Source organism: Burkholderia sp. BCC1208 (genome assembly GCF_902833095.1).
In the GTDB taxonomy this organism is placed as follows: Bacteria; Pseudomonadota; Gammaproteobacteria; order Burkholderiales; family Burkholderiaceae; genus Burkholderia.
On sequence record NZ_CADFDY010000005.1, the window covers coordinates 13,031 to 38,310 of the forward strand.

A 25,280-nucleotide genomic window follows, 5' to 3' on the forward strand; every position below is an offset into this window, starting at 1 on the left:
TCGCTTGCGGACGCAACGGGGGAAGGAGTGCTGCCAATCGAAGTCGGCGTGGCGGGCGTAAATGCGACGTTAGGTCGGAACATAGGTGTGGCTTTCTCCGTACACCAAACGCTGCATCACCTCGTACTGAGCGACCAAGAGTCCGCTGTTGCGCCGAGTGAGGGCGTGGCATCGCGCTGCAAGCAATTTCACTTCCTCACACCGCTCGACGAACGATGCCCGTTGCATTGCGTGCCTGTCGTCGGCCAACAGACGCCGACCAAGCGCGACCACCGCACCCCGCGCCTGACCGAGCCGCTCAATGCGGTAGCGACGCCGCATGTCAATCGCATCAGTCTCAGCCGCGATCACACCCGCAAGCACGCCAAGCCTCACGGTATCGAGTTGCAGCGCCGCTGCAAACTGATCTTCCAGCAGTTGCACAAGCTTGCGGTAGCCGACGCAGTCGGCGATAACGTCCACGAGCAGTTGGTGAAGGGAACCCGTGCCCGTCATTCACCACCCCCGTGATAACGTTGAATCGCGCCCGCCAACTTGCAGGCATTGAACCGAATTTTGCCGGCGGCCAGCGCGGCCTGAACGCGAGTCACGCGAACCATATCGATTTCCGGCGTCTCGTCCAGCGCGGCGCGTGCTGCATCCAGCACCAGGCGATCACGGGTCTTTTCGTGCACCACCTCAGTTGACGCCACAGTACGTTTGTGGCGCGCGCCCTCGGAACGCTGTACGCCTTCCGCTCCATTGACTGCGGCGTGTGCCGCCAGATTAGCAATTCGCATGATGTCACCCTAAGGCCCCGCGGCCCTCAAAATTGTTACGTCCTCACTCCTTCAGAACGAGCAAGCGCATCGATCTGTTAAGTCCTTTTTTTGTCGAGCTCGGCACCGACCTCCGCACCGACGCGGCCCGCGTCAGGATCGCCGGCCGACGTGGCGTTAATGCCCGGCGTCAACGGCACTACTTGGCCGATTGGACCGAACATAGCGCAGATAGCGCGGGCCCGTTCCGGCGTCAGCACCAGAAATTCAATGCGTCGATTGATCGCGGCGCGAGGATTGTTCACCAGCGGCGCCCGGTCGGCCATGCCGATCACCTGCATCACTTGCTCGGAGTTCACGCCTCCTTGCAAGAGCCACGACCGGGCGGACATCGCACGATCCACCGACAGATCCCAGTTCGAACGTGAGCCGGAGTCCGAGTTGCGATACGGCACCGAATCAGTGTGTCCCATTACGAACAGTGGATTGCCAACCGAGCCCATGAGCGCGCCCAGCTTGATCAGCATCGGCCGAAACGGCTCGGAAGGTACCGCACCACCACTGACGAACACGCCGCGCTCTTCGGTATCGTGCAGCATGACCCGCAGGCCCATTGGCGTAACAATCGCTTGAACGTTGTCGAGCACCCCTGCGTCCTTACCGAGCTTGCGCACACGCTCGGCAAGCGCGTCCATCGCCTCGCGGCTGTCCGCCATCGGCTGGCCGCGCTTCACGTCGCCAGCCTCCTCGTCCGCCATGTGCGACGCCAACGTGTCCTGCAACGTGTGAGTATTCGGCCCCAACGGCGCACCGGCCAACATGTCCGTGTCGTCGTCGTACAGCGCACTGTCGACCATTGCGTCCATTTTGCGGCGCGTCTCCTCGTCGCGTGCACTGAGCGCCCACAACAACATGAACACACACAGCAGCGCGAGGCAGAAATCGGCGAACGCGACTTTCCAGCCACCGCCATGATCGTCGTCGTAATCCCGCCGAACCGGGCGTTTGACGATCAAGTCGACGGGGGCCGCGCGGCGTTCACCTCGCTTGGCAGAATTGGCCGTCGCGGGCGCGACGGGCGCATCTTCGGTCGTGACGCTTTCGTGGGTGCTATCCAAGCTCATTCGCGCCCCGCGTCCAATTGCCCGATCCAGCCCTCGAGCTGCGCGAAGCTCGGCTTGCAGGCCGGTTGCATCATGCGACGGCCTGCATCGATCGCCAGCAGCGGTGGCTTGCCGCCAGCAAAGGCCACCAGTATCACTTTCATGCATTCCATTTCCGACATCTCGGCCTTCATCGCTTGCTTAACCAGGTTCGACACCGGATCCAAGACGCCATAACAGAAGAAAATGCCGATAAGCGTGCCAATCATGGCGGCCGCGACATTCTCGGCCAGTTCGGCCGCGCTGGCGCCGTCTCCAAGTCTGCCCATGGCAATCACCACGCCCAATACTGCAGCCACAATGCCAAAGCCGGGCATGGCTTCCGAAATCTTTTTGAGCGAGCGCGATGGCAACTCGATGTTCTCTTGAATGGCAACGAGCTCCTGCTCGAGCACGCTTTCCAACTCGTGTGAGCTGATCTTGCCCATCGCCATCAAGCGAAGGTTGTCGACAATGAAGGTAAGCAACTCGGGGCCCTGTAGCACCAGCGGGTAGCGCTGGAACAGCCGGCTTTCGTGCGGGTTCTCGACGTGGTTGTCGAGTGCCTTGAGGTCTCTGCCGATGTTTAATAGCTCATACATCAGCAGCAGTTGCTGGCGCTGGAGTTCCTTGTTGGCCATGCGCTTGCGCCTGCCCATCACCTTACGCAATTGCTTGCCCATGTCGACGAGCACGTGGCGAGAATTGCCGAGCACCAGCGCGCCAACGGCCGAGCCGACGACGATCAACAATTCGACAGGCTGCCAGAGCTTGCGGAAATCGCCCCCCATGAATACGAAGCCGCCGAATACGCAGCCAAGCACAATCAAAATTCCAAATATCTGTTGCATGATTCCTTCCCGACCTGGGCGCCGTCCGAAGGGAGCGGCGCAATATTCTTCACTGTCAATGCTGAGCGAGGCGCTTGCGCATCTTGACCAGTGCGCTCTTGTTGATCTGACAGACTCGAGCCCGCGTCAGGCCCAGCACCGCCCCGATCTCCGCTTGACTCAGATCGAATTCGTAATAGAGTTGGATGATCTGCTGCTCGCGCGCATCGAGCACGCCCAGCGCCTGTTCGAGCGAGTGGCGCAGCATGGCGCGGTGTTCGATGCCATCGCTGCCGCCGCACTCGTACCGTTCCGCGTCCTCTTCCAGCATGGCGTCAAAGCTGACGAACTCTTGTGCGCAGTCGTCCAGTTGCAACTGCTCGTATTCGTCGTCGCCGATTTCCAGCGCGTTGCACACTTCTTCTTTCGTAGGATCGCGGCGCAGCTCCCGGCGCAGTGCTCGCTCAGTGCTGCGCAGACGGTGAGCACCTTGGCGTGCCGAGCGCGGGCGCCAGTCCTGGCGGCGCAGTTCGTCCAGAATCGCGCCCCGTACGCGAAATAGAGCAAAATGCTCGAATTCGTCATCGGGCTCACCGTAGCGACGCAGCGCTTCGAGCAGTCCCATCAGCCCGAGCTGCTCGAGGTCGCAGGCCTCCATCGCTCCACCCGCCTGCGACGCGAGCTTGCGCACGATGCGCTTCACCAGCGGCGCATACTGCGCCATCCAGCGCGCCTCATCGGCGGGGGACAACGTCTGGTTCTCGCGCTGTACACTTTGGTATTCGGTGTAGATCGTTGCAGTCATCGTATTCGGTCCATCATGACCTTCGTTACCGTCACGTTACGAGAGCGTGCGATTGGTGCCGCAGCCCAATGCTCGTATTCCCAATTGAGCAATGCGGCTGATTCGCGCTATTCCATGCACCGCGTATCGGCCAGTGTGCGCGTGGCCGGTACGCTTCGGACCCTCTCGCACAGCGACCGTCAACCGTTCGAGCAACTCGCTTCGTTGCTCGAAAGCAGTAGATCCGGCGTCAGGTTGCATGGCCGCGTGTTGCCCTTGTTACCGTGCATTCCGGTTCATGTCGTCACCCTCTTCACGTCCGCTAGTTCGCACGCCGTCAATTCGAATGACGAATCGCCGCCTGCCGAGGCCAAACCGCCACCAGGCCCTCTCGTGGGCGGCTCATCGCGTGGGTGGTGCTCGCGGCCGCCCGAGCCGCCCGCCTCGCCATGGCTTTGCCGACCTGCCGAGACCTGCACGGTCACGTCGCCACCATGTCGCGCGCCGAGATCCTGGCGCAAGCTTTCTCCGATCGCCTGCAACTGGAGAACGACCTCGGGATGGGTGGCCGACAAGTGAACTGCCATGCCGTTGACGTTCTGGCGTAGTTCGATGCGTATCGATCCGTTCGAACCCGGATCGAGTCGGATCACGGCTTGACGCATGCCCTGAGCCATCTGCACGCTCAGGCGCTCTCCCAGCGCGTCGATCAGCTTCTGCTGACGCGCGGTCGGCGCACTCGTAGCCGTTGCCGGTACCTTTGCCGCTTCCGGTACCCTTGCCGCTTCCGTCAAAAGTTCGGCTTGTGTTGCGCGGGTGCCTACCTCGCTGTCGGGCGCGACGGCAGATGGCCCTGTCGGAGCGCTTGCGTCACCGAACGCGAGCGGGCCGAAGATCTGCGAGACGCGCGTCGTCGCGAGATTCATGCTTTGGTTCAACAGCGCCCCAGGTACCGCACTCGACCGATGGTCGAACAGGCGTGCGGCCAGCATGGGCGCGATCGGTTCCTTCGCATCAACTTGCGGCAAAACCGCTTGCTCGATCGCGCCGCGCCGGTACAAGTCCACTGGTTGCGCTGTCCCATGCGTGTGTGCCGGCAACGAAACGATGGTGGAAAGTTGCATTGCGACGGTGTCAACCGGTGTGTCGCTTGTCGTCCGGTCCGGTGCGACAGTGTCGACTGCACGTGCTTCCAGCGCCTGCATAAGGCCCGGTGCGGCCACCGCGCCGTCCTGCAACGATGGCATGTCGCGAGCCGGCGGTTCGGTTTCAGGCGCTCGCGCCAGTGCCAACCACGGATCCAGCACCGACACCGGATCCGCCGTAGCGTCCGTGCCGTCGTCCAGTCCGGAGCCTTCCATCAGCAAGGACTCGAAATCATCGGTTAATACGGATGGCTGCACGCTGAGCACTGCAGCCAGCACGACGCTACCGTCGGTTGCCGTTGCCGGCGCAAGGTCGGCCGTTGCCGAGAGACCGCTCATCATTGCTGGCTCCCTTGAACTGCATAGGCCTGCCAGACTTCGCGGCGATCATTGAGATCGTTCATCGCCTCGATCAGCCGTTCGGATTCAATTTCCAATAATGAAATAGCGACGCGGTGCGCGATCGTCAGAAGTCTCAGTGCTTCCAGCTCGGCAGCGGTCAACGCCGTTCCGGTCGCCATGTTGCTCACGATATCGTGTACTTCCACGCTCAAGCACACCAGCGCGTCGAAATCGCACCTCGCAATCGCTTGTCGTACGCGCATTGCGAGTCGGAGCACATAGTCGCTCTGGTCCATGATCTATCATCCGAATCGTTGATCGACGCCTTCCCAAGCCCCGCGCAGTGTGCGGATCAGCATCGAGACTTCATCGATGAGGAGCGGATCCAGAGTGAGTCCGGCTTCATTCAAGCGTACCGTGCAGTACTCGTACAGCCGAGCAAGGTTGACGACGACCTCGTTGCCAGCGTCGAAATCGAGTGCACTGGTCAGACCATGCAGCATGCCGATGCACTTATTCAGGCTGTTGCCCTTCTCTTCGTAGCGTCCAGCTTCGATATGGGCGCGCGCGCGCGCCATCTCGTCGAGCAGGCCATCCATCAGCACAATCACCAACCGCACCGGCGACGCGCTTGCCGTCTGACTGGCCAGGTTCGTCGTCTGGTAATTGCCATAACCATGTCGGGTCATCATTTCTTGTTTCCGCTAAGGAGGCCGTCAAGCAACTGCTTCGTGTATTCCATCCGCTTCTGCAGCTCCGCCACGCGCGTGAACTGGGTCAGATATCGGCCATAGACCTGACGGTATTGGACTTCGAGCGAGCGCTCCTTTTTCTTTAACGATTGTTCAATAAGCTCGGCGGACTCCTGACGGCGCTTGACCTGACCGTCGACGGACGAGGTCCATGTCTTCAGGTAGGTGTCCATGCGCGCGACGATGCCCTTCTCAGGATCGGCAAACAGCGTGTCGAGGCCGTTTGGGTTCTTGGCCAACCCGGCGTTCAGCTTGGCCGTATCGAGCGACAGTTTGCCGGTACGATCCGCCGAGATGCCGTAGTCCAACATCCGTTTCTCGCCCACTGTGGCGCGCAACAGCGCGTTCATCCGCTGTTGGAGGTTGCGCACACCGGCATCGCCGACGAACGGCCCTGCGCTGGACGGATCGTCAGGATTGACCTTCGTCAACTCGGCCAGGACGCCCATTGCTTTGTTATACGCATCGACAAACGCCTGCACGGCGTCGGCCGTGCCGCCTTGGTCGAGCTTGATATCGAGCAACAAGGGTGCGTCACCTTCGACCATCGACTGCTTGAACGTGACGGACACGCCCTGAATGCCGGTGAAAGTGTTGCTGGACTGCTTGATGTCGACGCCGCTCTCCCCGCCAAGCTTGAATATGGCGTCTCGTGCTATCGACAGTTCGTCTGGCGTGCCCGACAGGACAGCAGACAGCGCTGCACCGCGGATGCCGCCGGTATCGAGCGAAATAGCACCGGCCTCGCCGGTCCCGCCTGAGGTCAGCACGAGACGCTGCTCACCTTCGATCGTGACGATCGACGCAGATACCTTTCCCTTGTTGCCGACGGCCTGATTGATCGCACGAGCCAGTTCGGCCGGCGACACGTTGTCGCTCGCGTCGGCGTTGGCTGCCGATAGGTCCACCTTGAACGATTCGCCGTTCGCGAGTGCGATTCCGAGTGTGCCCGCGTCCTTGGCACCGTATGACGAGAGGCCCTTGAAGGCCACCTGATGCGCCGACGCGAGTTGCTTGACGAAGAACGCGTAACGACCGGGCTGTGCACTGGCCGCCGCTGTGGCTTCGCCCAGCGCCTGGTTCGACAGCGAAGCCTTTTGTTTGACGATGCCACCAACACCGGACAAACCCTTCAACGCGGTCTGAAACGAACTCAACGCGCCTTGTAACCGGGTGAGCCCGGCCTGGGCAATCACGTTGCCCGCTTTCTGGCTTTTCAGGCGCTGAACTGCATTCTGCATGTACTTATCGGTAAGCTCCTTGGCGCTTACCACTGGGTCTCCAATACTGCCGAACATGGCGTCCTCGCTTGATCAGAATGGGTTGGATATCGAACGTCGCTGCGACAGCCGCCTGCGCAGCCATGCCTGGGAAGCCTGTTGGTCCTCGAGTTTGCGATCGCGTGCGCGCTTCTCGAGTTCGAGCGCGCCCAGCTTCTTGCTGCGAACCCGGTCGATCTGCTCGTACCGCAGGCGTGCGCGGCACAAATCCGCGCGCAAGCCCGCCACTATTGCCTCGTGCTTTGCCAATTGATGTTGGTGCAGATGAATCAGATTGGCGATCGCGGAGCGATAGCGCGCACCGTTCATTGCGTGCTCAGGATGTACGTGCGTACCGGTGTCGACGCTTTGCATCAGCAAAGTCATTTGCGAAATATGATGGCGATAGCGAGCGCCTTCAGCGTCGCGCGCGGCGACATCGACTTCCAGCCGATCCACTTCCTTCGCGCGCATCGCAACGAGTTGCGATAGTCCCGCAACGACATGTCGGGCGTTCATGCGGCAATCTCCGTCAGAATATCCAGCGTCGCCTGGCGCGGCGCGACCTCGTCCTGCGCCTGACACAGGAAGGCTTCGATCCGGTCGTGCATCTTCACGGCGTGATCGGTAACGAGATCCGCGCCGGCCACGTAGCCGCCCAGCGGGATCAGATCGCGAACATTGGCGTAGCGAGACATCATTTGCTTCACCTTGCGTACCGCGTCGATCTGCTCGCGTGGCACCACGAGTGACATGCAGCGGCTGACCGACCGCAGCACGTCGATCGCCGGGTAATGCCCCTGGGAGGCGAGATCGCGCGACAGCATGATGTGGCCATCAAGAATCGCACGCGCCGTGTCGACCACCGGGTCCTGTTCGTCGTCGCCTTCAGCCAACACGGTGTAGATGGCACTCATGCTGCCAACACCTTCGCCGTTGCCCGCACGCTCCACCAAACGTGGCAACATGCCGAACACCGAGGGCGGATAGCCGCGCGTGGCCGGCGGCTCGCCCAGCGCCAGCGCGATTTCTCGCTGCGCCATCGCGTAACGGGTGAGGGAATCGATCATTAGCAGCACATCGTTGCCGGCATCGCGAAAGTGTGTGGCAATGGCGTGGCACAGCTCGGTCGCCATCAAACGCATCAGCGGGGATTCATCCGCCGGTGCGACCACGACGATGGCTTTGGACAAGCCTTCGGGGCCAAGCGAGTGCTCGATAAACTCTCGCACCTCGCGGCCACGCTCGCCGATCATGCCGACCACCACCACATCGGCCGCGGTCTGGCGCGCGATCATGCCGAGTAGCACGCTCTTGCCAACGCCACTGCCAGCAAAAAGGCCAACGCGCTGCCCGCGACCCAACGTCAGCATGCCGTCGATCGCGCGCACGCCTACGTCCATCACACCCTCCACCGGCTGCTTACGCAGCGGGTTCACGCGCGGGGGAGTCAGATCGAGCACGGCGTCGCCGATGAGCGGACCACGGTCGTCGATCGGTTCACCGAGGCCATCGACGATGCGGCCCCGCCATCCAGCGCCGATCGACAGCGTGCGCGCACCTTCATCGCCAAACACACGCGCGCCCGCGGCCAAACCCTCTGCCGGCCTGAAAGGCATCAGATACGACACGCCTTCCCGAAAGCCGACCACTCGTGCATCGATCCAGCTGTTCGAAGAGGTCTCGATACGTGCGAACTGACCGGTTTCGAATGCATAGCCGGTCACTTCAAGCAGGAGGCCCGAGACCGCGGACAAGCGCCCCACGGGCCTTGCGACGGGCACATCGCCAAGGTCGAGCTTGCCAAGTACGGATTCGTTCATGCTGGCACTCCGTCCGAGTCATCGGCATGGGCATGCGCGAGCTGCGAGGTAATCCGTTCGATGCAGGCGACAAGGCGCTGACCGCAGCCCGCGTCCATTTCGATGTCATCGGCCCGCACGCGACATTCGCCAGGCTCGAGCCGGTCGTCCGGCACCAGTTGCCAGCCCTGCACTCGGTCTGGCGCCGCTTCAGCCAGGCGCGCGTAATCGGACGGGTTCAGTCGCACGCTGACGGATTCGGGCGGTTTGGTCAGCGTGCCGACGGCTTCACCCACAAACGCGAGAATCCGCTCGGGACGGATTTCGAGCTCCGCACGCACGACCTGTCGGGCAACGTCGCCAACGAGTTCAGCCACTTCGCTGCGCACCTTGGCTCGATAAGCTTGGTGCACGCACTGGAAGCCACGAACCAGCGCGTCGACTGGTGCTACCAGCGCATCGAGCCCGGAACGCACGTCGCGGCGTGCGCCTTCGGCGCCGACTCGTTCGCCGGCGACAAAGCCCTCCTCGTAACCTGCTTGCCGAGCTTCTTCAAGCAATTCTGCGGCCGGTGGTACATGCAGTTGCTCGGAGAGCAGATCCACCTCGTCGGGCGCCGTGAATCCGCCGAGCTGCTCGCTTGCCGCGCGAATGCGCGCTAGCGAGGGAAATGCATAGCGTCGGTACGTCCTCATCGAAGCGCTTCCTCCGCCACGAGCCGAAGTTCGAAGTCGCCGTCATCGGCAAGTCTTCGTATGATTTCCATGATTTCGCGGCGCGCCGACTCGACTTTGCTGGGGAGTGCGGGCTCCGCCCGGCGCAACATCTCCTCGAAGGCCTGCACCGCGCGCCGCGGCATCGAGCGCAACAATGCGTCGCGCACAGCTGGGTCGGCACCCTTAAGCGCCACGCCCCACAGCGCCGTGTCGACATGTTCGAGAATGACGGAGATCACCTCATCATCCTGGTTCGCGATCACCGCGAAATCGTAGATGAGGTCTTCCACCGCCGCGACCAACTCCGGATCTCGAGCACGCAGAATTTCCACCATGTGGGCGCGGTCGCCCGGCATACGGTTAATGATGTCGGCGGCCTGCCGCACACCTTCGACGGCCGTGCTTTGTGTGCCAAGGTTGGCGATGCAACAGTCGACCACGTCTTCCAGGTCCCGCAGCAGGTCATGATCGATCTCGGTCAGACGCGCGATATCGAGCAGCACTTGCTCGCGCCGCGCTTCGGGCAGCGCCTGAATCACGCGGCTCGCCTGCTCCGGCGGCAAGAAGACGAGGAACATGGCTTGCATGCGCACGTGCTCGTCGCGCAGGCGGTCGGCTAGCCATTGCGGCTGTGCCCACTGCAGGCGCGCCATTTTCGGGCCGATCGCGTCGCCGTAAATCTTGTTGAGCACGCTGTTGGCCACCACACCGCCGAGCGCCATCTCCAGCGAGCGCTGCAAGAACGAGCGCGAAGCACCCCGTACGCCGCTCTGCTCGCGAAAATTCGTGAAGAAGTGCTCGATGGTGTTCTGCACAGCCTCCACCTTGACGCCCTGCATGCGTGACATGGCGAGTGTCACGTCCAGCAACTCCTCGCGCGAGAGGCATCGCAGCACGCCCGCCGCAGCTTCCTCGCCGATGCTGAGCAGGATGATGGCAGCGCGCTCCACCGCGGCAAGATTCTGGGTTGGCGGGCCTGCCGTTATGGCGGTGTCCACGGTCGCAGGTATGTCAGTTGGTGTGCTCATCGTCTCGAATCCAGGGTTTGATGACTTCGGCAACGCGCTCAGGGTCCTGAGCTGCCAGATGCTTCAGGTGTGCGATCAGCACGTCGGCGCCGGAGCCAATCGGCGGGAGATTCGCGTCGGCCAGCAGCAGGGGTTGCGTGTCGGCGTCGGCGGCTGCCGCAAGCGCCGGGGTTTCCGGACCGCCCGATACAGCGTTGGCGCCCTGCGACTGCGGATCGCGCCCGCCGTTGGCCCAAATGCGAAGCACCTTAAGCAGCGGGCGGAAGATGAATACGAACCCGAGCAGCGCACCCAATGCCCATACTGCCCAAGTACCAATCGTCACGATGTTGTCGGGCTGCTTCCACCACGGCTGCGATACGGTCACCGGCGTGCCGCGGAAGTCCAGCGACGACACCGTCAGTGCATCTGCACGGTCGGCATCGATGCCCAAGCCGTTGCGCAGGATCGTGTCCACCTGCGCAAGTTGCGCTGGCGCCCAAGCCTTTCCACCGCCGGGCGCGGCGGCGTTGTTCAGAACCACCGCCACGTTCACGCGCTTTACGCGCACGGGACTGCGCTTGATCTGTACGACGTTGCGGTCGTAAGCGTATTGGCGTGTCTGCGCGTTCTTGGCCGAGTGCGGCGCTTCGGGCATGCTGGCAGTCGACGGCGGTGCCGGGCGGTTCGACAATGAACCCGGTACCCCCAACGCTGCCTGACCGATGTCCTTCTCGTCGCGAATCGCTTCCTGTGTCACCTTCGGGGCCTCGCCGTATTGCTCGCGGGTTTCTTCCACGCGATCGTGGTCCAGCTCGACGGCAACGCTCGCGCGAAAGTTGCCGTCCCCCAATACCGGCGTGAGCAACTCGCGAATATTGCGCATTACCTGTTCACGCATTTGCGAACCCAATTCGCTGTCGAGCGCGGAATTTCCCAGCACCGGATCGATCTGCGCGGACAGGTGATTGCCGGACTGATCTATCACGGTCACGCGGGCCGGGTCCAGGTTTGCCACGCTGCCCGCTACCAGCGCGACTATCGCGGCAATCTGCTCCTTGCTCAGCTTGCGGTTGGGCTTGAGCGTGAGCACCACCGACGCCGAACTCTTGTCGCCATCGGCCAGAATGAACGACGCCGATTTGGCGATCGACAGATGCACACGAGCCGACGACACCGGCTCGAGCGCCATAACGCTCTGCGTCAGTTCGCCTTCGAGGCCACGCCGAAACCGGACGTCCTGCACGAACTGACTGACGCCCAGCGGATCGCTCTTGTCCACCTGCTCCAGCCCCTCCGGCAATTTGGCTACCACACCCTTGGCGGCCAGCATCATGCGCGCGGCACCGAGCTTCTGCTCCGGCACCAGCACCTGGCCACTGTCCGGGTGGATACGGTACGGAATGCCTTCGGCGTCCAACGCGGCCATCATGTCGGCGGCGACCACGGCTTCCTGGGAGCCAAAAAGCGGTTTGTAGCGCGAGTCCTGACGATGCATCAGCATCATGGTCAGCGCGGCCAGGCTAATCGCCAGGATGACGATGGGCGCCAGTTTGGACAGCGCCGCGGGGGACGGCAATCGGAAATGGCCGGGAGGCGCGAAGCGCGCAATCTGAGCCTTGACTTGAGCAAGCACGTTTGCGGTCCTCATCAAACCTGCATCTTGATGATGTCGTCAAAAGCACTCATGACCTTGTTGCGCACCTGGACCATTGCGGAGAACGACAGGCTTGCCTGCTGGCTGGCAAGCATGGCACCCACAAGGTCATCGCTGGCGCCTGTTTCCACGGCGGTGACGAGATCGTCGGCGTGATGTTGTTGCGCATCCGTGCCACGCACGGCCTGTTTGAGTAAATCGGCGAAGCCTCCCGCGATGTCGGCAGTGGCGGCTTCGGTTTTCGGGTCATCGGTGTTCGGGATGACGGATTGGCGAATCGAATCGAGCATCGCGCTCGAGAGGTCGACAGTCATGGCGGCTCCAGATTGGATATCTGGCGCAGATTCTGGGACGTCATCCGTCGTAGAACGAAAATGTTCAACGAAACATTGATTGGCCCGCTAACGGCAGCCTGTCGCTGCTGCTCGCGCTCAATGGGGCGGATAACGACCATACGGCAAATGAGCCGGTACAAAATGGAGGAACAGGGTTCGGGGCGGCCCCCGCGCCGGAGCGCCCGTGCCGTCAGACGTCAGGCCCTTGCGGTCAAGAGTATGACGTGCGGCTCACGTGCGCCCTGGCGTCGCGCTATATCGCGAACCGGCAGTCACGCGCGGGCGCTGCAGTCATCGCCATTGCTGCAGATCGGGTTACGCTAACTGTTTCCAGCGATCCAGCGCCTCGCTCCTTCGCCGAGATGCGCGGCAGGATCAGCTCGAACGTGGTACCGCTTCCAGGTGTACTGTGCACGGCAACCGTGCCGCCGTGTCTTTCGATGACGGCCTTGACGAAAGGCAACCCCAATCCGACGCTGGCGCTTCCGTCGGCCTTGCGCTCGGCCTGGAAGAAAGGCTCGAACAGGCGATCGACCGTTTCGTCAGTCATGCCGATGCCGCTGTCGGTAACCTTCAGTACCAGTGTGCCGTCGCCAGCCGAGCCGACGGCGAATGACACGACGGCGCCGGGCGGCGAATACTTGATCGCGTTGTCCAGCACGTTGACGACCGCACGCATGAGCATGTCGCCATTTCCGCTAACGAGGGTGTCTTCGGCCAAGAATACCGGTGCGCGCAACACGACGCCCTTTTGCTCGGCGGCGAGCCAGTTCTGATCGATCGCCTCTTCGACCACCTCGCTCAACGCCACTGGCTCGAATTCGGTCCGGTCGAGTCGTTCGGCCCGGCTCAACTGCATGAAGTCCTTCGCAATACGCAACGAGTATGAAGCCTGCTGCCGTAGATCGCTCAGGAAAGCGCGATCCGACTCCACGTCCGGATTGCTGCCGACGGACGCGCCCCGGCGGTCGATCAACGACAGGATGGCCGTCAGTGGACTGCGCAGGTCATGAGCGATATGGCGCAACATCCACTTGTCGTGCGAGACAAATCCCTTCAGATCGCGAAGGTCGATCAGACAAACCAGGTGGGACATCTGCGTGTCGCCGCCGGAAGAAGTGTCCCCGCTCAGCCCACTCGACAGCCGTTCGCACATCAGCATGTAGGTGCGCCCGCCCCATTCGATTTCACGACTGGTGTCTCCGCCCTTGCATACGATCTCGGTCACGAGCCGCTCGACTTGCATGAGTGGCAATCGACCGTCAGTCAGATCACCTGCGGAGTCCTCGCGCATTAAAGTGGCAGCCTTCGCGTTCCACACAGCAACGTGGCCGCCCATCGTGAGAAAGACTGGATACGGAAACTGGTTGACCATGTCGACGTAGAGCTTTTGCCAGCCGCGTACCTGCAGCAACGCTGCCTTGATGCCGACCAACTCATCGGACCGCTCGGAGGGCGCCGCGACCGCGACTGCACCCTCCCGCGGACGGATCGCGGCCGCGATCGCTCCCCATTCGCGCAATTCGCCTCGCAACATCGAGAGCATGCGAGCATGTCGCTCCCACGCAAAAAAGCCGTAGATCAGCAGACAAACAACCGGAAGCAGCCCCAGCGGCAACCAGATATGGAATACCAACATTCCCAGTGGAACGGCGAAGATCAGCGCGCCCCAGCCGAGCGCCGCCAGATGCACCGCACGACCGGGCACAAACACGCAGATCAGCACGACGCCGAACGCGAGAGCCAGATAGATCGACACCCCGACGACAGCGGGCGCTTCGCGCGCAAGATTGCCTGAAGCCACGGCGTCGGCGATGAGCGCGTCGAGTTGTGAGCGCGTGACCTCGTGCGAATTGAGAGACGAGATTTGGAACATCCCTCCGGCGCCCCACGCCTGGCTACCGACGAACACCACCTTCCCATCGAACGCATCCGCAGGTACGCGTTGCTGCAGCACATCAATATCCGAATACTGTGTCAGGTGCATCGATGCCGGCAGCATTGTCATCACCGCCGGCGTGCGTGCGGCCCCAATCGACTGCGCGTACGGCCTGACGAAATCAACGACCGGCAACGGCGGCTCGATGCTCGCCACTCGCAGCGCGTCGAGCGCAACGTGTGCATAACGGACACCCGCAGACAGACGGTAAGGTACGAAACCACTCACCACGCCGTAGTGACCCATCGTAACGATTCGCTGGCTGTGCGCGGCAGCAAGCGAACTGAGTGCCGGCGGCAGCAAGCTTGAACAGCTTCCTGCGTGCCCGGTGAGACTTGGCTCGACCAACACGGTATGCGAGCATGCTCGCATTCCGGCGCGCAGACTCGAATAATCGAACCCGGGCCACAAGGGCAAATCGAGCGTGACGCTGCGCGCCTTACCAAGCGCGCCGAGCAATTGCGCCAAATACGCGTCCATGCTATGCGGGTCCAGTTGTGCGACCACTCCTTCGTCGATGTTGACGACCACCACCTGTCGCGTCGACCGATGCGCAACCGCCTGCGCCATCATATCGAACAGCACACGATCAAGCGCACCCGACACCACGCCACTGCCGGGGTTACCGCTCAACGCAGCCAGCGCCAGCATCGCAAGGACTACAACGCCGCGCAAGGGGCCGATCGCCATCAAGCGGGAAACGAGTGCGCGCATAGAGCCACCAGCTTGCTGCAAGCTCAATCCAAGTCGTTGTCGGTACCATCCGCCAACCGCTCGAGGCGATACCCGTAGCGATACACGCTCGAAATTCTGAGCCCGTTCGGACGGAGGCGAAGGCCGTTTCGCACTCGTGTGATATAGGTTGCCAACGTGCCGACATTCGACGAATCCGCAGCGCCCCAAACTTGCTTGAGGAGCACCTCGCGACTCACCACGCGTCCGGCGTGCGCGAACAGGTACAGCGCAATGGAAAATTCTCGCTCAGGCAGCGCGACTTGTTCTCCGTGGGGCAACGTCGCCGTGCGCGTGGTCTCGTCCAGTATGAAGCCGGAAAATTTGATTTGCTGATTGCGCTGGACCCCCGGGTACCATTTGCGCAACTGTGCGATAACGCGCGCAATCAACATTCGCTCGCTGATAGGCTTGACCAGATAGTCATCTGCACCGCAGCTCAAGCCGTGCAGGATATCGCGCTCGTCGTCGTGTTGGGTGAGCAACACAATGGGAATCAGATAGTCGACCCGCTTGCGCATGTCTATCAGTACGTCGATGCCGGTCATGCCGGGCACATCCCAATCGAGCAAGAGCATATCGACCTCCTCGTGGGCGATCCGGTCAATAAAGCGACTGCCGTCGTGCTCGACAATAGCATCGTAGCCCGCAGCCTCGAGCCAGTGTCGAACGGTTGCCGCATGTGCGACGTTGTCTTCTAGGAGCGCAATGCGCGGCTTTTTTGCATCGGCGGTTGGGACTGTCGACATGATTGCGAGACTGATGAGGATTTTGGGAGGCACCCACTGTCGCATCCCGTCAATACGCGAACGACGGGAATTCGTGGGCACCGACGGTTAAGCAGCAGAGCTTTCCCTGCAAGGGTAGACAGAATGCACACTACGAATTGCGGAGTGCTTGATGCAAAAAAAATATCGCGAGGCCGCAAAAATTTCAGCTGCATCACTGGGTTTTCCTCCCTGTAATGCACGATCGCGATATTTAGCCGTGCGGCCATCCCGATGTTGCCGCGGAGCCGAAATCGCTCGGCACTGCGTCAGCAGCCCGCGCACGCGCATGGTGCGAGAAAAAGACCAGAGATTGAAGATCAGGCATCAGTCAAACCACAACTCGTACGTTTCTCAACTCGCGTTATGGGCTACGCTCGTCATAGCCGGTGAATCGCCAACAACCTAACGGACTGGCAACTCGTGTTCGAATCAGCCTCAATAGAAATGCCATCCGAAGTTTTCACGGCGAGAACCGAAGCTCAAACCAGCTCCATTCTGAGCTGCGATACGGATCTCAATGTAGAGCTAAAGTGTGAGCGAAATCAGCTCTTCCCAATATCAGATAACTCTTATTTTCCGGAGTTTGCACATTAGACGGGCCAGATCAATAGCATATCGCTACGCGCGGGAACGTCAACACATCCTCAATCGCCGACGCCCCTCCCCCGTGATGGTCTGGCCCATCTCAGCGCGCACGGACATACGCGAGATCAGTCCACGGCACAAAGCCGCAGCCAGTTTGCACTAACGCTATTGCAGCGACTCATAGCGCCATCGCGCGGCACCGCTCAAAGGGCAAGAATTCCCGCGCCCGCGGAAAAGCAATCTCTACGCTCTCACATCCGCCGCGCCGAATCTCCAGCTTGTCCGTCTCGAATCGATTTAACGTCTGTCGATCGCCTGCCGTCTTGAACAGGCGTCGCCCCTGATAAGTTGGCAGCGACAAACAAATACCCCCAACCTAGTCTAGACTTAAGGATTACATACCATGCTGAGCCTGCACACCAACGCCGCCGCCATGAACATCAAGAAGGCCATCGGCAGCACAAGCAGCAGCCTGAACACCACGATGACCCGCTTGGGCACCGGCTTGCGCATCAACTCCGCCAAGGACGACGCCGCCGGCCTGCAGATCGCCGTGCGCCTGCAAGCGCAAACTCGCGGCATGGGCATGGCCATGCAAAACACGCAGAATGCGTCGTCGATGCTCCAAACTGCGGACGGCGCGATGAAGGAAGTCACCAACATTCTGTACCGCATGAAGGACCTGGCCACGCAGGCCGCCGACGGATCGTCCTCGGCAAACGAAAAGACTGCCATGCAGGCCGAGTACGATGCATTGGGCAAGGAACTGTCGAACATCATGAAAAACACGTCGTATGGCGGCGCCAAGCTTATGCAGAGCGAAGTCAAAAAGGATGACGGCACGGTAGTGAGCGAGGGCGGTCGCCTGACCAAGGAAATCACCTTCCAGATCGGCGCCACCAAGGACGAAACGATGGCCGTCGATTTCTCCAAGCACGTCACAAATGCGCACGACAAGTTCGAAGGCCTGTCGGCGAGTTACAAGGGCCCGGAAGCAGGCAAGATTGAAGAGGCCGGCAAGGAGCTGACTGACAACGCCAACGCGACGATCGATCTGATCAACAACGTACTTGACGACGTGGGCGCGCTGCGCTCGGCCATCGGTGCGGCAGAAAACCGCCTCGAGCACACCCACAACAACCTGGCCAACATGTCGACGAACACGGCTGACGCCGAAGGCCGCATCATGGACGCCGACATGGCATCGGAATCCGCCAAGATGAGCTCGCAGCAAGTACTGCTGCAAGCCAGCATGTCCATGCTCAAGCAAACCAGCAGCATGAACCAGATGGTCTTGTCGCTGCTCCAGTAAGCACCGCCCCAGATTCACTGGAGTCCGAAACCGGCCCGCCACAAGCGGGTCGTTTTTTTTGGGGTATTCAAACTCTGTTCAACATTCTCCGCTCCGTGCCGCACGCTGCAGACAATGGCGCCAACTCTTCTTCAAAAACGACCCCTTGACCGTGTCAGCATCTCCCCCCTACTCCCGCAGCAGCCGAGCCGCATCTCCGGTGGTACTCGATCCGTGCACGCTAGGGCGTCCATACCATTTGCTTGACGATGTTCTGCAAGATATCAAGCGCAGAATCGACCACTCCCTTCATGAACGGTTCAATCTGCGCCGTGGCACGAACTTCGTCGTCACTGAGCTCTCTATCGCCGCGATGCGGTCGCGCAATGCGGCCGTCTGGCGCACTTATGCATGCAACCATGGACAGATTTCAGTGCGCTGCGACCGCGAGCTACTGCTGGCGCTACTGGCCTGTCATTACGGCACTTCGCTCGACGAAACTATGCCGGCCGCCCCGGCGCCAGAAACGGGGGCGGAACGGCGTTTTGCGGCACAACAACACACCGCGCTGCTCGCCGCGTTTGCCTCAGCGATGCTCGGCGACCAAGCAGAGCCCTTTTTGCCAAGTGGGGACATCGTGCCCGGCCCGGGCGTCCGCATCCTGCGCATGACCATCTCGGACCGCTTGCGCAAAGTCTGTGGCGACGTCGAATTGGTGTTGGACGATGTGTGGCTTGACCACTTGTTTGCGCGCCTCGATGCTCAGCACCTGCGTCCTGCACCCGATAGTGCTCCGGCCAACGTGTGCATCCCCGTCACGATGTCGGTGCACGTGCTGTCCAAGAACATGCGCCTTGACGAACTGCTTCGTATGAGCCCGGGCGACGTGCTGCCTGTTCGCTTGCCCGATACCGTCGACGTGCTCGTCAACAACGTCCGCCTCTACCGCGCGGCCTTAGCCGAACACCAAGGCGCGCTGTGGATTACTTCTTTCGAACCCGTGGAGTAACTCCCAACATGACCTCGACCACCGACCTTGATCTCTCCGCGTTGGGCGATCTGGATCTGGGCGACGATCCCAAATCCATCACTGAACCTGCATCACCACGCGACCCGATGCGCATGCTGCGCCGCATTCCCGTGCGCTTGACGTTGGAGGTGGGGGAGGCCACCGTACAGCTAGCCGATCTGCTGTCGTACGAAACCGGCTCGACGGTGGAGCTCAATCGCCTTGCCGGCGACCCCCTCATCATCAAGGTAAATGGTACGCCGGTCGGGTTCGGCGAAGTCGTCGTCTCTGGAGAACACTACGGCCTACGCATCATCGAGCTCGACGACCTCAACTCTCTTGCGACATGAAGAAGCGCGACCTCCTGTCCCACCTGGGTCTGGCGTTAGCGGTTTTCGCTATGCCCACACTCGTTCAAGCCGACACGCTGACGCTCGCGTCCGATGGCGTCGGCGGCCAAGGCTTCACAGTCAAAACTCAGATCCTCGTTCTGATGACGCTGCTCGGGCTGCTGCCCGCGCTACTGATGACGATGACGAGCTTCCTGCGCTATGTGATCGTGCTGTCGCTGGTCAAGCAGGCGCTAGGCCTGCAGCAAGGATTGCCGGGGCGCATCGTTACTGGTGTCGCGCTGGTGCTGACCATGCTTACGATGCGTCCGGTCGGCGAGGAAATCTGGCAAAAGGCCTTCGTGCCGTATGACCAAGGCAAGATCAGCATGCAGGCCGCGCTCGCGACATCAGAACAACCGCTGGGGCGCTATATGCTCGCGCAGACGAACAAGGCTACGCTCGCGCAAATGGCCAAACTCTCCGGCACCGAAAAAATCACGGATCCGGAGAAGCAACCGTTCCTGGTTAAATTGTCGGCGTTCGTGCTGAGCGAACTGAAGACTGCGTTCCAGATGGGCGCCATGCTGTTCATCCCATTCCTGATCGTCGACATCATTGTCGCGTCCGTGCTGATGGCAATGGGAATGATGATGCTGTCGCCACTAGTCATCTCGCTGCCGCTGAAGCTGCTCTTGTTCGTACTGGTGGACGGCTGGTCGCTTACCGTCAACACCCTCATTACCAGCGTGAAGGCCTACTGATGCTGACTCCCGATCTGGCCGCTGGCTTCGCCGTCGACGCGTTGCGCCTGGTACTTGTCATCATCCTCGTGCTGATTACGCCAGGCCTGATCACCGGTGTGCTGGTGGCCGTATTCCAGGCTGCCACACAAATCAATGAGCAGACGATGAGCTTTCTTCCGCGCCTGCTCACGACGCTGTTCGCACTCGCGCTGGCTGGCCCGTGGATGACCAGCCGCGTAATGCACTACACGGTTGAGATCTTCAGCCGCGCCGCACAACTGACCGGGTGACTCGGCAATGGAAATTGTTCTTGCGCAGCTCCTGCCATTCGCGAACACAATCTTCTGGCCTTTTTGCCGAATCGCTGCCGCGTTGGCCGCGTCACCGATCCTGGGTGATGCGATGGTTCCTGTGCGCCTTCGCCTGCTGATCGCCCTCATCCTCGCATTAGCCGTACAGCCCGGGATTCCGACGATGCCCGTGATTGATCTGCTGCAGCTCAAAGGCGTGGCTGCCATGGCCGAACAGGTACTGATAGGCGGCCTGCTCGGCTACGTGTTCCATCTCGTGCTGTGCGCGCTGCAGATTTTCAGTACCGTCGCGTCGTCGCAATTGGGCCTGTCCATGGCGCAGATCAACGACCCGATGAATGGTCAGATGGCCGACGTACTCACCAGCGTTATGTATGTGGTGTTCATCCTGCTGTTCTTCGCAGTTGACGGCCATCTGATTCTCACGAGTGTCATCGCGCGCAGCTTTGCAGTTTGGCCGGTCGGTCGTTTCGCCTTCGACCTCGACGCGCTCAAGCGTCTCGCATTCGCAGTAGGCTGGATTTTCTCCGCCGCCGTTGCCTTGGCACTCCCGGTGATGTTCGCTACGCTGGTAGTACAAGTCGGCCTGGGCCTCCTTAATCGCGTAGCACCCGCACTGAATCTTTTTGCGTTGGGCTTTTCGATCACGACCATGTTCGGACTGTTACTGCTGACGCTGCTATTGCCGTCACTGCCGGATCACTACGGTCGCATGGTGGAGCACGTTCTAGAACTCTACGACCGACTCGCGACGCGGCCCATCAGCAACGGGGGAATGCAATGAGCGAGCGACAAACCGGCGACAAGACCGAAAAGGCCACCCCGCAGAAACTGCGCAAAGCCAGAATGGAAGGCCAGGTTGCACGTTCGCGAGATATCGGCATGTGTGTGGGAATTCTGGTCGCGCTCAAGCTCATCGTCGTACTAACGCCGGTTTGGCTGGCTGAACTCAAGCACATTTTCGCGCTGTCGTTTGCCGATCTTTCCGGCGACGATAGGATCGGCAATGCGGTCTCGATGCTATTTCCTGCAGCGGTGCTGCTATTGTGCAAGATGCTTGCCCCACTGGCCGCAGTGCCCGCCGGCATCATCATCGCATCGTTGGTACCGGGCGGCTGGACCATAAGCCACAAGAACGTCATGCCGAAGCTCAGCCGCTTGAACCCGCTTTCCGGACTCAAGCGCCTGGCGTCCGGCAAGCATTACATGCAGTTCGGCACGACTGTGCTTAAGGCCCTCGTATTGATGGCTACGCTCTTCATCGTCTGCCGCTCTAACGTGAGCGGCTTCATCCGCCTGCAAGGCGCGCCGCTAGCGGATGCACTGTCCGGTGGGGCAAACCTGTTCCTATCCTCTGCGCTCACGCTGTCGTGCATCATCACCGTGTTCGCACTAATCGACATACCGGTGCAACAAATCATCTTCAATCGTGGCCAGCGCATGAGCAAGCGTGACATCAAAGAGGAGATGAAGCAGTCCGAAGGAAAGCCCGAGGTCAAGAGCCGCATCCGTCAAATCCAGCGCCAGCTCGCGCGCCAGGGAATCCGCAAGACCGTGCCAACCGCCGATGTGGTGGTGATGAACCCAACCCACTATGCAGTCGCACTCAAATACGACGTAACGCGTGCACAAGCACCGTACGTAGTAGCCAAGGGGGTCGATGAGGTAGCGCTGTTCATTCGCGACGTCGCCCGAGGGCACAACGTCGAGGTGCTCGAACTGCCGCCGCTGGCCCGTGCGATCTACCACACCAGCCAAGTCAATCAGCAAATTCCGGCAGAGCTGTATCGGGCGGTAGCGCAGGTGTTGTCCTACGTGCTACAGATCAAGGCATTCCGCAGCGGTGGACGTGACGTTTCACCATCGCTGCCCGCTGGCATCACCATTCCCGAACACTTGCAAAAGTCCCAATCCCGATGAACGTGATCGACCTACTCAAGCGCCTGAAGTTTGCTGCGCCTCTCGCCCTGTTCACCATCTTGGCGATGGTAATCCTGCCGCTTCCGCCAACCGCGTTGGACATCATGTTCACGTTCAACATCGTGCTGTCCATTGTGGTAGTAATGGTGGCCGTGACCGTTAAGCGACCGCTGGACTTCTCGGCATTCCCGACCATTATCCTGGCTGCCACGCTGATGCGCCTGACATTGAACGTCGCATCAACACGCGTCGTTTTGCTTAATGGCTACACGGGCGCGAGCGCTGCCGGCCAAGTGATCGAATCGTTCGCCAATGTAGTGATCGGCAGTAACTTCGTGGTCGGTCTGGTCGTCTTCGTGATCCTTATGATCATCAACTTCGTTGTGGTCACCAAGGGCGCGGAGCGCATCTCAGAAGTGTCGGCGCGTTTCACACTCGACGCGCTACCCGGCAAGCAGATGGCCATCGACGCCGATCTGAACGCCGGTGTCATCACACAGACACAAGCCCAGCAACGCCGCAAAGATGTTACGACCGAAGCCGACTTTTACGGCGCCATGGATGGCGCATCGAAGTTCGTACGCGGCGACGCTATCGCCGGCATTCTGATTCTCATCACCAACTTGATCGGTGGCGTGATCATCGGCGTAATCATGCACGGCTTGCCTGCAAGCGAGGCATTCCACAAGTATGCGTTGCTGGCCATCGGGGACGGCTTGGTCGCGCAAATACCCGCCCTACTGCTGTCCGCCGCCGCCGCGGTAATTGTCACCCGCATCGACGATGCACGCGACTTCGAGGAACAGGTCGGACAGCAGTTGCTGGCTTCGCCGCTGGTGCTGTTCAGCGCCGCCGCACTGATGGCCGCGCTGGGCCTGATCCCGGGCATGCCGACATTGGTGTTTCTGTGCTTTGCAGCAGTACTCGGTTACGTCGGCTATCGAATGACGCAGCGTACTTCGCCTTCCGCAGCGGTCGAGGCGGAAGAAACCGCCCGCGTCATGCAAGCCACGCTAGCCGCGCCCGGCAACGAATCGTTCGACTGGAGCAGTCTGCCATATGTGGACGCGCTTTCGGTATCCCTCGGCTACAAGCTGGTGGAGATGTTGGACCGCGCTCAAGGCGCGCCGCTGATACGCCGCCTGCATGGCACCCGACAAACCCTATCGGAACAGCTCGGCTTCCTGCTACCGCCTATCGGCGCGCGCGACGATATGAGCCTGCCCCCCTCCAGTTACACCATCATCCTCAATGGCACCACGCTTGCTCAGGCCCAAGTGCAACCGGGAAAGCTGATGGCCATTCCGTCACCTACCGTCTACGGGGAATTAGATGGCACACCCGACATCGACCCTGCCTACGGCATGCCCGTCACGTGGATCGAGCCCGACCAGAAGGCCCAAGCACTCGGCCTCGGCTACCAGGTTGTCGATTGCGCGACGGTGATCGCCACGCACGCGGCCAAGTTAATTCGCGAAACGATCCCCGACCTGTTCAGCTACGATAATGTGACCGCCATCATCGAACGCCTGACGGCCATTGCGCCAGTGCTGGCCGATGCGCTGGGGAAATGCCTCACGCACAGTCAGTTGCGCAAGGTATTCCGTACGTTGTTGGCCGAGAACGTGTCAATCAAGGACATCGAAACCGTGTCCGCCACTCTGGTGGAGGCCGCAGAAACCACCAAGGACCCGCTACTGCTCGTGGCCGAAGTTCGCTGCGCATTGCGCCGCCAGATCGTGGCCGGACTTGGCGCCCAGCACGAGACGCTCAAGGGCTTCGGCCTGACGGTGGAACTCGAGAACATTCTGCTGAATGCGCTAAGTTTCGCGGAGCAATCGGGTACGCGTGTACCGCTGGACAATTTCCCAGTTGAACCGAATGTGCTCTCGCAGTTGCAGACCCATATGCCGGCAGTCGCCGAACAATTGAAACAAATGGGCTCCGCCCCGGTGCTGATCGTGGTGCCACGCATTCGCCCGATGCTCGCGCGATACGCCAAACTGTTCTCACCGGACCTAACCGTGCTTTCATACAACGAAGTTCCCGACAATAAGGAAGTCAGCATTGTCGGCACGCTCGGATGACGCCCGGGGAGAACGCTCAACTGAGGACCTGTGTAATCAACAAATCGGCAATACAGACGCTGATAGGAGGAGTGGAAAACTACTTATGACGAGCGCTGGCCGTAGCGGCATCCCAAGATAACGGGAGCATAAACGTGGCATCTGCCATGTTCGCTACGGCGACCTCCCGGCTGTTCTATTCCAGCCTGTGACAGGCAATCGATTTCCAGTCGGGTGACCCAACATTGTCCCGCTGTTCCTGATAACCACCACCTGAAGGACTCGAAATTTTCATGTTTCTTCCGTTCCTGTTGTCGCTAGCATCGTTCACCTCAATGATATACGGTACACGTTCACGTACGACGACCTATTTGTTCGTCTTCGCGCTGATCTCGACACTTTTCTCATTCGCTCATCACGCGACAGATTCTCTCAATCTATTCCTATAAATGAAATCGCGATAATTGAAATGAAGATTCTACGAAACGACAGCAGCGACAACGCGCTGACGAACAATACGCCAGATGTTTTCGCACTAATTGCAATTAGTGCAGCACTGCTCATCGCATTCTATTATCAACTTGCATTCAATGAGCTACCCTGTCCACTTTGCTTACTGCAGCGCGTCGGATTGATCCTCGCCGGGATTGGATTCGCAATGAACGTCAGATACGGTGTACGTGGCAAACATTATTGCTGCGTGCTCGTCAGTGCGGTCGCAACCGGCGTCATCGCAGGTCGTCAGGTACTGCTACACATTTCGCCTGATTCAGGAGCGTATGGTTCCGCTTTGTGGGGACTGCATTTCTACACATGGTGCTTTATCGCGTCGGTGTTGATCATTTTGTATGTTTCCTTGCTGCTTGCTGTCCGCCGCGCAAGCTATACTGTTCAACCCGCGTCGATGAGTACCACCGGGCGAATCGCGATGGCAGTCTTCGGGCTTACGATCATCGCCAATCTCGTATCGACGTTACTCGAATGTGGTGGCGGTCAGTGCGCGAGCGATCCAATCGAGTACGAACTGCTCGAGCGTCTCCGCAACAATTGAGC

26 protein-coding genes are annotated in these 25,280 nt (G+C 60.5%); 9 read left to right on the top strand and 17 right to left on the bottom strand.

Going from position 1 to position 25,280, the window contains the following annotated elements; genetic code table 11:
* Positions 1-69 precede the first annotated feature (69 nt).
* The 17 genes from HWX09_RS12800 to HWX09_RS12880 form a co-directional block, all read right to left on the bottom strand.
* A complete protein-coding gene (locus HWX09_RS12800; protein ID WP_155257284.1) occupies positions 70-462 on the bottom strand; it encodes a hypothetical protein in 393 nt (130 codons plus the stop codon).
* Positions 463-491: 29 nt separating this feature from the next.
* Positions 492-779 (bottom strand): flagellar biosynthesis anti-sigma factor FlgM, encoded by a 288-nt coding sequence (locus HWX09_RS12805; RefSeq protein ID WP_155257283.1) that lies wholly within the window; start codon positions 777-779, stop codon positions 492-494.
* A 77-nt stretch (positions 780-856) separates the two neighbouring features.
* Positions 857-1,876, bottom strand: coding sequence for a flagellar motor protein MotB (locus HWX09_RS12810; protein ID WP_175888576.1), 1,020 nt, complete (start codon positions 1,874-1,876; stop codon positions 857-859).
* Between the two features lie 2 nt (positions 1,877-1,878).
* Positions 1,879-2,751, bottom strand: coding sequence for a flagellar motor stator protein MotA (motA, locus tag HWX09_RS12815; RefSeq protein WP_027782016.1), 873 nt, complete (start codon positions 2,749-2,751; stop codon positions 1,879-1,881).
* Positions 2,752-2,806: 55 nt separating this feature from the next.
* On the bottom strand, positions 2,807-3,535 hold the full coding sequence (locus HWX09_RS12820) for a FliA/WhiG family RNA polymerase sigma factor (RefSeq protein WP_027782015.1): 729 nt from the start codon (positions 3,533-3,535) through the stop codon (positions 2,807-2,809).
* A gap of 275 nt (positions 3,536-3,810) precedes the next feature.
* Positions 3,811-5,001: a flagellar hook-length control protein FliK gene (locus HWX09_RS12825; protein WP_027782014.1), complete on the bottom strand. Its 1,191-nt coding sequence runs from the start codon at positions 4,999-5,001 to the stop codon at positions 3,811-3,813.
* Entirely contained in the window at positions 4,998-5,297 is a 300-nt protein-coding gene (locus HWX09_RS12830; RefSeq protein ID WP_027782013.1) for a hypothetical protein, read from the bottom strand. Before HWX09_RS12830 ends, HWX09_RS12825 begins: the two co-directional genes overlap by 4 nt.
* Positions 5,298-5,303: 6 nt before the next feature.
* The gene (fliS, locus tag HWX09_RS12835; RefSeq protein ID WP_027782012.1) at positions 5,304-5,693 is read right to left on the bottom strand and encodes a flagellar export chaperone FliS; all 390 of its coding nucleotides are present in this window, start codon (positions 5,691-5,693) and stop codon (positions 5,304-5,306) included.
* Positions 5,690-6,994 carry a flagellar filament capping protein FliD gene (gene fliD, locus HWX09_RS12840; RefSeq protein WP_175888577.1) on the bottom strand — a complete coding sequence of 435 codons (1,305 nt, stop codon included), beginning with the start codon at positions 6,992-6,994 and terminating at the stop codon, positions 5,690-5,692. Before fliD ends, fliS begins: the two co-directional genes overlap by 4 nt.
* A 72-nt stretch (positions 6,995-7,066) precedes the next feature.
* Entirely contained in the window at positions 7,067-7,531 is a 465-nt protein-coding gene (locus HWX09_RS12845; RefSeq protein WP_155257282.1) for a hypothetical protein, read from the bottom strand.
* Positions 7,528-8,835, bottom strand: coding sequence for a FliI/YscN family ATPase (locus HWX09_RS12850; protein WP_027782009.1), 1,308 nt, complete (start codon positions 8,833-8,835; stop codon positions 7,528-7,530). The genes HWX09_RS12845 and HWX09_RS12850 overlap by 4 nt, the downstream gene beginning before the upstream one ends.
* Positions 8,832-9,509, bottom strand: a complete 678-nt coding sequence (locus tag HWX09_RS12855) for a FliH/SctL family protein (protein WP_080681210.1) — start codon at positions 9,507-9,509, stop codon at positions 8,832-8,834. The genes HWX09_RS12850 and HWX09_RS12855 overlap by 4 nt, the downstream gene beginning before the upstream one ends.
* Positions 9,506-10,558 carry a flagellar motor switch protein FliG gene (locus tag HWX09_RS12860; protein WP_080681209.1) on the bottom strand — a complete coding sequence of 351 codons (1,053 nt, stop codon included), beginning with the start codon at positions 10,556-10,558 and terminating at the stop codon, positions 9,506-9,508. Before HWX09_RS12860 ends, HWX09_RS12855 begins: the two co-directional genes overlap by 4 nt.
* A complete protein-coding gene (fliF, locus tag HWX09_RS12865) occupies positions 10,542-12,188 on the bottom strand; it encodes a flagellar basal-body MS-ring/collar protein FliF (RefSeq protein ID WP_080681208.1) in 1,647 nt (548 codons plus the stop codon). Before fliF ends, HWX09_RS12860 begins: the two co-directional genes overlap by 17 nt.
* Positions 12,188-12,508 (bottom strand): flagellar hook-basal body complex protein FliE, encoded by a 321-nt coding sequence (gene fliE, locus HWX09_RS33850; RefSeq protein ID WP_034185254.1) that lies wholly within the window; start codon positions 12,506-12,508, stop codon positions 12,188-12,190. The genes fliF and fliE overlap by 1 nt, the downstream gene beginning before the upstream one ends.
* A 274-nt stretch (positions 12,509-12,782) precedes the next feature.
* Entirely contained in the window at positions 12,783-15,182 is a 2,400-nt protein-coding gene (locus tag HWX09_RS12875; RefSeq protein ID WP_051421313.1) for an ATP-binding protein, read from the bottom strand.
* 23 nt (positions 15,183-15,205) lie between these two features.
* Positions 15,206-15,949 (bottom strand): response regulator transcription factor, encoded by a 744-nt coding sequence (locus tag HWX09_RS12880; protein ID WP_051421357.1) that lies wholly within the window; start codon positions 15,947-15,949, stop codon positions 15,206-15,208.
* Positions 15,950-16,958: 1,009 nt separating this feature from the next.
* Between HWX09_RS12880 and HWX09_RS12885 the strand changes: the two genes are divergently transcribed.
* The 9 genes from HWX09_RS12885 (at position 16,959) to HWX09_RS12925 (ending at position 25,278) form a co-directional block, all read left to right on the top strand.
* Positions 16,959-17,867 (top strand): flagellin, encoded by a 909-nt coding sequence (locus HWX09_RS12885; RefSeq protein ID WP_027782003.1) that lies wholly within the window; start codon positions 16,959-16,961, stop codon positions 17,865-17,867.
* A gap of 238 nt (positions 17,868-18,105) precedes the next feature.
* Positions 18,106-18,855 (top strand): FliM/FliN family flagellar motor C-terminal domain-containing protein, encoded by a 750-nt coding sequence (locus HWX09_RS12890; protein ID WP_027782002.1) that lies wholly within the window; start codon positions 18,106-18,108, stop codon positions 18,853-18,855.
* A gap of 8 nt (positions 18,856-18,863) precedes the next feature.
* Positions 18,864-19,205, top strand: coding sequence for a flagellar motor switch protein FliN (gene fliN / locus HWX09_RS12895; RefSeq protein ID WP_027782001.1), 342 nt, complete (start codon positions 18,864-18,866; stop codon positions 19,203-19,205).
* Positions 19,202-19,948 (top strand): flagellar type III secretion system pore protein FliP, encoded by a 747-nt coding sequence (gene fliP / locus HWX09_RS12900; protein ID WP_027782000.1) that lies wholly within the window; start codon positions 19,202-19,204, stop codon positions 19,946-19,948. Before fliN ends, fliP begins: the two co-directional genes overlap by 4 nt.
* A complete protein-coding gene (locus tag HWX09_RS12905; protein WP_027781999.1) occupies positions 19,948-20,220 on the top strand; it encodes a flagellar biosynthetic protein FliQ in 273 nt (90 codons plus the stop codon). The genes fliP and HWX09_RS12905 overlap by 1 nt, the downstream gene beginning before the upstream one ends.
* 7 nt (positions 20,221-20,227) lie before the next feature.
* Positions 20,228-21,025 (top strand): flagellar biosynthetic protein FliR, encoded by a 798-nt coding sequence (gene fliR, locus HWX09_RS12910; RefSeq protein WP_027781998.1) that lies wholly within the window; start codon positions 20,228-20,230, stop codon positions 21,023-21,025.
* Positions 21,022-22,161 carry a flagellar type III secretion system protein FlhB gene (locus HWX09_RS12915; RefSeq protein ID WP_027781997.1) on the top strand — a complete coding sequence of 380 codons (1,140 nt, stop codon included), beginning with the start codon at positions 21,022-21,024 and terminating at the stop codon, positions 22,159-22,161. Before fliR ends, HWX09_RS12915 begins: the two co-directional genes overlap by 4 nt.
* Complete coding sequence (locus HWX09_RS12920) at positions 22,158-24,248, top strand: flagellar biosynthesis protein FlhA (RefSeq protein ID WP_027781996.1); 2,091 nt, start codon at positions 22,158-22,160, stop codon at positions 24,246-24,248. The genes HWX09_RS12915 and HWX09_RS12920 overlap by 4 nt, the downstream gene beginning before the upstream one ends.
* 448 nt (positions 24,249-24,696) lie before the next feature.
* Positions 24,697-25,278 (top strand): disulfide bond formation protein B, encoded by a 582-nt coding sequence (locus tag HWX09_RS12925; RefSeq protein ID WP_230469054.1) that lies wholly within the window; start codon positions 24,697-24,699, stop codon positions 25,276-25,278.
* Positions 25,279-25,280 lie beyond the last annotated feature (2 nt).